Below are 8,952 nucleotides of genomic sequence, written 5' to 3'. Positions count from 1 at the left end.
CCGCCCAGCAGCTCCGTCACGTCCAGCCCGCCGCCGAAGCTCGCCTTCGTCAGGCCCGCGGCCAGCGCGAAGGCCACCATCACCAGCAGGTCGCCGATGATGACCAGCGCCATCAGGAACTCCGTGAAGGCGCCGCGCGCGCTCGTCTCCTGGACGATGGCGATGGTGACCGTGGGGGAGAATGACACCACCACCGTGGACAGCAGCGCGCTGACCGCCAGCGCCTGGGGCACCGTCATGCCCGCCAGGAAGGGCAGGAAGGGCTTGAGCGCGAAGGTGGCCCCGAAGCACACCAGAAAGGTGACGCCGCACACGGCCACGCACAGCAAGGCCACGCGCGCGCCCACGCGGCGGATGAGCCCCAGCCGGAGCTCCGTGCCGGCCACCAGCGCGATGAGGCTCACCGCCAGCCCCTTCACCAGCTCCAACCCCTTCACGCCCGCGTTCGGAATGAAGCCCAGCGCATAGGGCCCCACCGCCACGCCCACCAGCAGGTAGCCGGTGAGACGCGGCAGGCCCAGGCCCTTGGCCACCTTGCCCGCGAACAGGCCGCACAGCAGCAGCGCGCCCGCCGCCAGCATCACCGGCGTCCCCGAGTCCGCCCGGAGCACCTGCGCCCGGCTGATGATGGCCAGCAGCGCCATCAACAGCAGCAACCGGATGACGGCCCCCTTCATGCCGCCACCTTGTCGCCGTCAGTCGAGCTCGCGGAGGACATGCCTCGGGGCGGATCCACCACGTACCGGAAGGCCTGGCCCGCCAGCAGCTCGTTGACCACCGCGCCCATCACCACCACGTCCAGCACGCGCGGCGCCAGCACCCCCGGCACGAGCATCCCGTACTCCGCCACCAGGCACAGCGCCAGGCCGCCCTGGGCGATCAGCGCGTAGCCAAGCCGGGGGGGCAGCACCAGCGTCTGCTGCACCAGCCGCCGCGCGAACCGGCCGCCCAGCATCTTCCCCAGGAAGCGCAGGCCCACGAAGGCGGGCATCAGCGCCCAGCCCCAGTAGTCCCGCGCGTGCACCGCACAGCCCACCAGGAACACCAGCACCAGGAACACGGGCCGCTCCACCCGGCCCAGCGCGCGGGCCACCCGCTCCGAGGTGCGGCCGCCCACCACCGCCAGCGTCGCCCCACACGCCACGCCCGCCAGCAGGGGCGACACCCGCAGGTACGCCGCCGCGCCGCTCACCAGCACCACGCCGCCCAACGTCACCGTGGTCAGCTCCGCCAGGTCCTTCAACGCATGCGTGAGGAAGGCCAGCAGCGCCCCACACATGACGCCCAGCAGCAGGGCCAGACACACCAGCCCCAGGCCTTCGCCCACGTTGCTGGCGGCGCCGATCATCAGCGCCAGCGCCAGCACGCCCAGCCCCACCGCGTCATCCAACATGGTGAGCAGCGCCACGCCCAGGCCACGCGCCCGGTCCAGGCGCCCCGTGCGCCACGCGAGCACGGCCGAGTGCCCCGACGACAGGCTGGCCGCCGCCCCCAGCATCGCCGCCGCGCCCACCGCGCCGAGCAGGCCCCGGACGGACGTGAAGATGAGCGGCACCAGCAAGGGCAAGGCCACGAAGAAGAAGGCCGTCCCGGAGTGCGCCAGCGCCGACAGGTACACGGGCCGCGGCAGCAGGCGCAGCAGGCGGGGCTCCAGGTTCAGGCCCAGCAGCACGCCTGCGGTGCCCAGCCCCAGCGCCATCACCGGGCGCAGGGCCTCCAGGTGCCGCTCGGTGAGCACCCCCGCCACGGAGGGCCCCAGGAGAATGCCGAGCAGGACGAAGAGGAAGCCGCTGGCCGCCAGCCTCGCCAGCGCCGGAAAGCGCCCCGGGTCCAGCGCGCGGCTGGAGGCGAGCAGCGACAGCGCCGCGATGGAGAGGAAGACGAGCAGCGCTTGCACAGCCCGTGCTTATAACGACGGGGTGCTTCCCGTCACGACCGGCGATGCGTGGGCGCGGAGATCACCGGCATGGCGACCAGCCGGCCCATGGGTGGGTCGTCCGCGTCCATCTCCAGTTGGACGCGCTGAACCAGCCGCTCCATCTCCTCGGCGGGCAGGCCCGGCAACAGACTCACCAGGATGACGCGGTCGTCATCGGCGCCCAACGCCAGGCTGCGGAGCCCCGCGAACACGGGGACCTCGGCGGACAGCGCCGCCGCCGCGCTCCGAGCCCGCACCACCAGCGGCTCCGGGATACCGAACTCCCGGAGCCGGCGGATGGCCCGCTCGGTTCCTTCCAGCTGTTCGAGGAACGTGATGACCAGGTACACGCGGCCGTCTTAGTCGGTCCGCGAGCCTGACGCCACGCCTCACGACGCTACTCGTTCTGGCCCGGCCCCGCCGGCTCTCCGGACGACGGCGGTGTGGACGGCGCGGCGCCCTCCTGGGGGGGGGCACCTGCCGAGCCCTCCTGCGCCGCCATGGCGGCGCGCGCGGCCCGCTTGCCCTCTTCGATGAGCTTCTTCACCTTCTGCCCACCCTTGCGGCCAATCTCCTCGTAGAAGTTCGGGCCGCGGGTGGCCTTCACGCGGTCGCCACCCTTCTTGCCGATCTCCTCGTAGAACTTGGCGCCGCGCTCGGCCTTCACCGTCTCGCCGCCCTTGCGGCCGATCTCCTCGTAGAAGGAGCGACCGCGCTCGGCCTTCACCGTGGCGCCGCCCTTGCGGCCGATCGTCTCGTAGAACTCGCGACCGCGCTCGTTCCGGACCGTCTCGCCACCCTTCCGACCCGCTTCGGCTACCGTCATGCTGCCCTTGTTGTCCTTGTCCGACATTTGCCTGTCTCCTCTCGTGACTACCCCAGCCCTCGCCTCGGTGCCCCTTGCCTGAAACCTTGGGACGGAAGCGCCCCGATGCAAGCAAGCTCCGTACACCGCCAGCCGTTCACCCCTGGTACGCCATACGAAAACACCTGTGATTTCGTGGGTTTCGCAACGCCTGCCGAGCTTTCAGACCGGGCGGCGGGCTGCCCGGCCGGACGCTTTCATGTTGGAAACACCCCACTGCACATTGCGGATTCCCGAAACCACCTTCACTTTCAGGCCCACGGCGCGGCGGAAGTGGGGCCGCGGGGAGGTACGGCGTGGCGCAGTCGGTGAAGACCTGGCTCCGGGTGTTGGCCCCGATGCTCGTTTCAGTAGGGGGGCTTGTCGCACTCCGGCTGCTCGGGCCGGACTTCGTCGACCAGCAGCGCCTCGCGAGCTGGTTGGAGCCCTTCGGGAAGTGGGCGCCTATTGCATACATCGGCTTCCTTGCCATCCGGCCCGTGACACTGCTTCCGGGTCAGCTGCTGACGGCCGTGGGCGGGATGATGTTTGGCACGCTCGCAGCGACCCTCTATTCACTAACGGGCAGCTTGTTGTCGGGCCTGCTGCTTTTCGCCGCGGCGCGCAAGCTGGGCACGGGGCTGATGAAGCGCCTGGCGGGCAGCAAGTACCCCGCACTGGTGCGGGCGGCGAAGCGGCATGACTTCCTCTTCGCCTTCACCGCCTGCATCAACCCACTCTGCCCCACCGACGTGATGCTGGCGGCGGCGGCGGCGAGCGGCGCGCGGCTGGTGCCCACACTGGCCGGCATCATGATTGGCACCATTCCCGGCACCTTCCTCACGGCGCAGCTCGGCAGCGGTCTGGCCCAGGGCCGCACGACGATGACGGCGGTCGCCGCCGTGGGCCTGGTGGTGTCGCTGGTGCTCGGCGTCTTCATCGGGCGGCGCTTCTACAAGGAGCTCAACCAAGACGCGCCGGAGCCGCACGCGGAGCCGCCGCCGCACGCGCCCGCGCCACGCGCCATCGGTCATTCCAAGGCGGCGGCCAGGCCCGCGGCGCTCTAGGCATGCATGGGGGGCTCCGGGAAGAGCTCCACGCGGCGCTGCACGCGCTCTCCAGGGCCCACGCCCGTGGGCAACGAGACGGCCCGGGCCATCTCCTCGCCGTGTCGCAGCCGCATCCGGATCACCTCCGGCGCGAAGTCCAACATGTCCCCCATGGGCCGTGCGGGCTCGATGACGGTGATGCGGCAGTACCGGTAGGGCACCCCATCCGGCCGCCGCACGGTGAGCCCCGCCTCATAGGCCTGACGGACGATGTCGTTGATGCGCACGAAGGCATCCACGTCATTGAGCAGGATTTCGTTGAGGGTGATGTCGGCCAGGCTGCGCGTGGCCACCTCCAGGAGATTGGCCGGCGGCTTCGCCCGCTCAATCTGGGACGGTGAGCAGACGATGACGACGATCTCCGTCGGGCCGAACTCCAGCGCATCCCCCAGGGGGGTGGCGTTGCGCAGGCCCCCGTCGACCAGGGCCGACTCGCCGACGGGCTCCCAGAGGATGGGCAACGTCGCGCTCTGCCAGATGGCATCCAGGAAGTCCCTGGAGTCACTGGGCACCAGCTCGTAGTTGCCGGAGACCAGCGACACGCGCCCCACGTGGGCGGGCACCCGGAAGCGGTTTCCGGCGAGGTGCCGCTGGATCAGCTCCCGCATGGGCGCGTTGTCGTACAGCCCCAGCTTGCGGAACAGGCCCACGCGAAGGGCCACCAGCGGCCAGGGCAGCTTCCGGTAGAGGTCCGCCTCGCGGAGGTTCAACCAGATGTCATTCAGCGCCCGGTAGGCGTGCTGGGCCAGCAGCGCGGCGTTCAGGGCGCCCACCGACACGCCGAAGATGCGCTCCCAGCGGAAGCCATGGACCTCCCGGAGGACGCGCTCGGCGCCGACCTGGAAGGCTCCCTTGGCGCCACCGCCGGACAGTACGAGTGTTGCGGGACGATCCTTCATGGCACGCCTCCTGGGAAATGGATCTGGCGCAGATGGATAGGCGCGTGCCAGCGCGGCAGGAATCACCCCAGGGCGTGGGCCCCTGTCCACCGGACCTCGGTGCCGTGGGGCGCCTCGGACGGCAACTTCCATGCACCACCAGCCGGAAGGCTCTCTAGGATGGGCGGATTCACCCCTCTGGAGCCTCGATGATCCGCTTGCCTGGCTGTTGTGTGGTGGCGCTGCTGTTCGCGTTCCTGCCGTCCGCGGTGCTGGCCCAGCAACCCACCGCCGACGCGGCCACCCATGACGCCCTGCGCGTCCTCAAGCAGGAGATGGAAGACGCCCTCAATGCCCAGGACATCGACCGGCTGCTGAGCCACCTGCACCCGGAGGTCGCCTTCACCACGATGAACAACGACGTGCGCGTGGGGAAGGAGTCCATCCGCGCGTACTACGACGAGATGATGCGCGGGCCGAATCGCGTCGTGGAGCGCATCCAGGCGAAGTTCGAGGTGGACGACCTGACCCGCCTGTACGGAGACACCGGCATCGCGCGCGGCTCGTCGCGGGACCACTACGTCCTCACGGACGGCACGGACATCGTCATCGACGGACGGTGGACCTGCACCCTGGTCCGGGAGGGCGACCGCTGGCGCATCGCCGCGTTCCACTACTCCACCAACGTCTTCGACAATCCCCTCCTCACGCGGGTGAAGCACCTCGCGCTCGCCGGAGTGACGGTCATCGGACTGGGCGCGCTCGTGGCGGGCGCCGTCATGGGCCGGAGGCTGCGGCGCAGGCCAGCGGCTCACGCGCCCTGAAGCTGGCGGGCTGTCACGTCGGCCAGGAAGGGATGGCGCCGGGGCAGGCGCTTGCGCCAGAAGGACTCGATGGAGCGGTGGAACAGGCGCAGCAGCGCCAGCCCCGGACGGCCCTCCAGCGCCGCCAACTGTCCGGCTGAGTCCTCCAACAACGCCCGAGCCCGGACGTACTCCGCCGTCATCCACGCGCGGCCCGCCTCCGTGCCCAGCAGCGCGTCGAGGCGCGTCGGGTCCGCGCCCTCGCCACGGACGGCCGCCGCGACCCCTTCCGGAACATTGTAGAGCCCCTGGGCCAGGTCCTCCCGCAAGTCCCTCATCACCGAGCACCAGCCGAAGGCCTCCATCAGCGCGGGCGCGTCCTCGGCCCGGACGCCCGCCCCGGCGACGTGCAGCATCAGGTCCACCGACAAGCGGAACGTGTCGTGCTGCTGCGCGCGGAGGGCCTCCGCGCTCCACCACTGTCCGTCCTTCACCCGCTCCCGGTCCTTGCGCATCGTCCGCACCAGCGCGAAGACCTGGGCGCGCGCCGCGTCGTCGCCCAGCCGCTCCAGCAGCACGCGCCCCAGCGTGGCCGCCGTCCCCGGGTCCTCCCCTCGCCCGGACTCCAGCTCCAGGAGGAGCGCGTCCACCCAGTCGAGCGGCTCTCCGTCCACCGCGCGGTCCCCATCCAGCACGTCGTCCACCAACTGGAGGAAGCAGAAGCCCACCCGCGCCACCCGTGCCTCGCGCCACCACCGGCTCAGCGTGTAGCGGTAGAGCACCAGGGCAATCAGTCCGTAGCGCAGGTGACGCCGCGCGAAGCGGTAGGACTCCCGGGCGCACAGGGCCTCGACTCGCAGCGACTCCAGGAACGCCGCGCGGCGCGACCAGGGCGCCACCCACCGCCAGGTGCCCCAGGCCAGCAACGCCCCCGCCACCACGTCCACCAGGTGGTGCTCGTGGATGAGCAACGTCGACGCCGCGATGGCCAGCGCCCACAGGCCGAACACGGCCCGCCCCAGCACGCCGGCCCGCTCCGCGTAGGCCAGGGCCGCCGTACATGCGAAGGCGACGTGGAGGGACGGGAGGTAGTTCCGCTCCAGGTTGAGCGTGTCCGCCAGTTGGAAGACCCCCGCCCAGCTCCCTTCCACGGCGCGCGGCGGCCAGGCCACCTCCACCGGGAAGAGCAGGAAGCACACGGCCGCGAGCGCGGTCTCCACGCACAGCGCCAACGCGAAGGGCACCATGTCCCGCCACGTCCGGAAGACGAACAGGGACAGCAGGAGCAGCACGTCCATGCTGACGTAGACCAGCGCCCAGGACGGAATGAAGGGGATGTGGCGCTCGAAGGGCAGCTCCACCCGGAGGCCCTCGGTGTAGAAGCCCGTGAGCCAGCTCGCGCCGCCGTAGACAGCGACGAAGAACAGGGCGAAGCCCGTGGCCATGGCGGCCGTGAGGGCCCGCTCTTCCCTGCGGGGCCAGCCGAACAACGCGGGACGCGGGCTCATCGGTCCTCCGCGGCGGCGGGCAGCGGCCGGGGGCCCCGCCACATGGACAGCCAGATGCGCAGGAAGGACGGCCGCGTCACCTCCGGGTCCACGTAGCGGCCCAGGTAGAGCCAGGGCACATGCGGGTGCCGGTGGTGGGCCCGGTGATGGTGGTAGTTGAGGAATAGCCAGCGCACCGGGGCGGCCACGCGCAAATCCCACGCGCCGTCACGGACGTGCAGCGGAGACCACGCATGGTCCGCGTACTGGAGCGCGCTCCAGTTGACGGCGAAGGCGGCGTAGCAGAGCCCCCACCCCGCCGCGGATACATCGAGCGCCACCACGAGGCCCACCTGCACGCAGGCCGCCAGCAGCACCTCCGCGCGGATGGCGCGTCCAGGCGCTGCCTCCAGACGCCCGAGGTACGCGTCCGCGCCCGTCTGCTCGCCGTACCGGGTGCCCGTGCCGCGCAGCCGGTGCAACAGCCCGGGGACGAGCGCGAAGGCCACCGCTCCCACCGGGACGAACAGCCAGTAGAGGCCGGTGAGGATGGAGTACCACTGCGCCCGCTTCAGGAAGCGGTTGTCTCCGGGCCGGAAGTAATCGAACTGCTCCAGGTGCGTCCGGTTGTGGCGGTGGTGGTTCAGGTGGAAGGCGCGCTGCATCGTGAAGGACGTGGGGAAGAACGCCGCGGCCACCCGGCCCAGCGTGTCATTCACCCGCCGCACGGGGTGCAGCACGCCGTGCGTGGCCTCGTGCAGCAGTGAGAACACGGTGTTGTTCACGAAGGAGAAGACGCCCGCGGCCAGGAGCTGGACGGCGAGCCGCTCCGCGTGGGACGCCAGCCACAAGCACCCGGCGCAGGCCGCCATGGCGCAGACCAGGAGGACGGCGTTGAGCGCGGCCGGAATCGGGGTTGCCTCACCCTCACCCGCGGTCGTCATCGGGCGCCTCCGGCAGGCCGTCGGTGAAGTCGAGCACCTGGCGCAGCACCGGGTCCTCCGCCGCCCCCGCCCGGTTGAGGCGCATCCCGTCGAGCACGGACAGGTCGCGCCGCAGGAACGACGTGAACAGCCACCGCGACACCTGGAGCGCCAGCCAGTCCAGCCCCGGGAGCCGGCTGCGGCGCGCGGCGAAGGCGAGCCGGATGAACACCCCCTGCTCGCTCTGATGGAGGCCGGCGAGCAACGCGCTGCGCGTGCGCCCCAGGTCGCTCTCCACGGACAGGAGCGTGCCGCCGTGCAGCGTGAGCGTGACGCCGATGCGATTGCCGGACAGCCACTTCATCACCCGGTCACTCAGCCCGGTTCCCGTGACGCGGGACGTGTAGCGAACGCGCAAGGTGAACGGGTCCGGCCGCTCCACCACCGGGGCGTCCCGCAGCTCGCGATGGTGCACCGTGCGCAGGTGCTCCAAATCGAAGGCATTGGCCACCACGGGCAGCCAGTCACAACGGATCGCGAAGCGAGCCGACGTGCCCCAGCGCAGCGCCCCGCTGCCCACCTCCGGCGGAGGAAAGAGCACCACCGGACCATTGAAGACCAGGATGGCGCCGTACCGCTCCACCACGGGGAACGCCCGCTGCGCCGTCTTTCCCGGGCAGGCGCCACTGCCGTCGAACCGCCAGTGGTGGAGCGGACAACGCAGCGAATCCCCCACCACGGTGCCACCGCCCAGGTGCGCGCCCATGTGGGGACAATGGGCGGCGAGCGCGTGCACCGCGCCGCTCCGTCCCCGGAAGAGGACCAGCTCCCGCGCGCCCGTGCTCCAGCGCATCACCTGTCCGGGCCGGAGCGCCTCGGAGGGGCACACGAGGTGCCACGCGCGCAGGCGGCGCAGTTCGGGGCGACGCACAGGCTCTGGCCGCGAGGCGATCTTCACCACCATGTTGGGAATCTAGTCCAACGGATGAT

Annotated in this window: 9 protein-coding genes and 1 pseudogene; 2 read left to right on the top strand and 8 right to left on the bottom strand. The window is 71.1% G+C overall.

The features are described 5' to 3' along the window. The 4 genes and pseudogenes from HV824_RS07630 to HV824_RS07615 form a co-directional block, all read right to left on the bottom strand. Positions 1 to 677: pseudogene (locus HV824_RS07630) on the bottom strand (transporter); the annotation flags it as partial. Then, positions 674 to 1,897, bottom strand: a complete 1,224-nt coding sequence (locus tag HV824_RS07625) for a sodium:proton exchanger (RefSeq protein ID WP_176417837.1) — start codon at positions 1,895 to 1,897, stop codon at positions 674 to 676. The gene HV824_RS07625 and the pseudogene HV824_RS07630, both read right to left, overlap by 4 nt. 32 nt (positions 1,898 to 1,929) lie before the next feature. Next, on the bottom strand, positions 1,930 to 2,268 hold the full coding sequence (locus HV824_RS07620; protein ID WP_140792060.1) for a hypothetical protein: 339 nt from the start codon (positions 2,266 to 2,268) through the stop codon (positions 1,930 to 1,932). Between the two features lie 47 nt (positions 2,269 to 2,315). Next, the gene (locus HV824_RS07615; RefSeq protein ID WP_176422989.1) at positions 2,316 to 2,771 is read right to left on the bottom strand and encodes a general stress protein; all 456 of its coding nucleotides are present in this window, start codon (positions 2,769 to 2,771) and stop codon (positions 2,316 to 2,318) included. A 350-nt stretch (positions 2,772 to 3,121) separates the two neighbouring features. Here HV824_RS07615 and HV824_RS07610 point away from each other — a divergent pair, with 350 nt between their 5' ends. Next, entirely contained in the window at positions 3,122 to 3,829 is a 708-nt protein-coding gene (locus HV824_RS07610) for a TVP38/TMEM64 family protein (protein ID WP_217917197.1), read from the top strand. On the opposite strand, the gene HV824_RS07605 is transcribed toward HV824_RS07610, so the two are convergent. Then, a complete protein-coding gene (locus tag HV824_RS07605) occupies positions 3,826 to 4,770 on the bottom strand; it encodes a patatin-like phospholipase family protein (protein WP_255207839.1) in 945 nt (314 codons plus the stop codon). The genes HV824_RS07610 and HV824_RS07605 overlap by 4 nt on opposite strands. 188 nt (positions 4,771 to 4,958) lie before the next feature. Here HV824_RS07605 and HV824_RS07600 point away from each other — a divergent pair, with 188 nt between their 5' ends. Further along, complete coding sequence (locus tag HV824_RS07600) at positions 4,959 to 5,573, top strand: nuclear transport factor 2 family protein (protein WP_176422988.1); 615 nt, start codon at positions 4,959 to 4,961, stop codon at positions 5,571 to 5,573. On the opposite strand, the gene HV824_RS07595 is transcribed toward HV824_RS07600, so the two are convergent. Genes HV824_RS07595 through HV824_RS07585 form a run of 3 tightly spaced genes read right to left on the bottom strand, consistent with a single transcriptional unit; the run spans position 5,561 to position 8,926 of the window. Further along, positions 5,561 to 7,060 carry a phosphatase PAP2 family protein gene (locus HV824_RS07595; RefSeq protein WP_176417833.1) on the bottom strand — a complete coding sequence of 500 codons (1,500 nt, stop codon included), beginning with the start codon at positions 7,058 to 7,060 and terminating at the stop codon, positions 5,561 to 5,563. The two genes, HV824_RS07600 and HV824_RS07595, sit on opposite strands and share 13 nt — an antisense overlap. After that, positions 7,057 to 7,983: a fatty acid desaturase gene (locus tag HV824_RS07590; RefSeq protein ID WP_176422987.1), complete on the bottom strand. Its 927-nt coding sequence runs from the start codon at positions 7,981 to 7,983 to the stop codon at positions 7,057 to 7,059. Before HV824_RS07590 ends, HV824_RS07595 begins: the two co-directional genes overlap by 4 nt. Continuing rightward, positions 7,967 to 8,926: a Rieske 2Fe-2S domain-containing protein gene (locus HV824_RS07585; protein ID WP_176417829.1), complete on the bottom strand. Its 960-nt coding sequence runs from the start codon at positions 8,924 to 8,926 to the stop codon at positions 7,967 to 7,969. The genes HV824_RS07590 and HV824_RS07585 overlap by 17 nt, the downstream gene beginning before the upstream one ends. Between the last annotated feature and the right edge of the window lie 26 nt (positions 8,927 to 8,952).

It is taken from the genome of Myxococcus sp. AM009 (assembly GCF_013372605.1).
Classification (GTDB): Bacteria; Myxococcota; Myxococcia; order Myxococcales; family Myxococcaceae; genus Myxococcus; species Myxococcus vastator.
The sequence above is the reverse complement of the archived record's forward strand: the minus strand, read 5'-3'. Positions and strand labels throughout refer to the sequence as shown.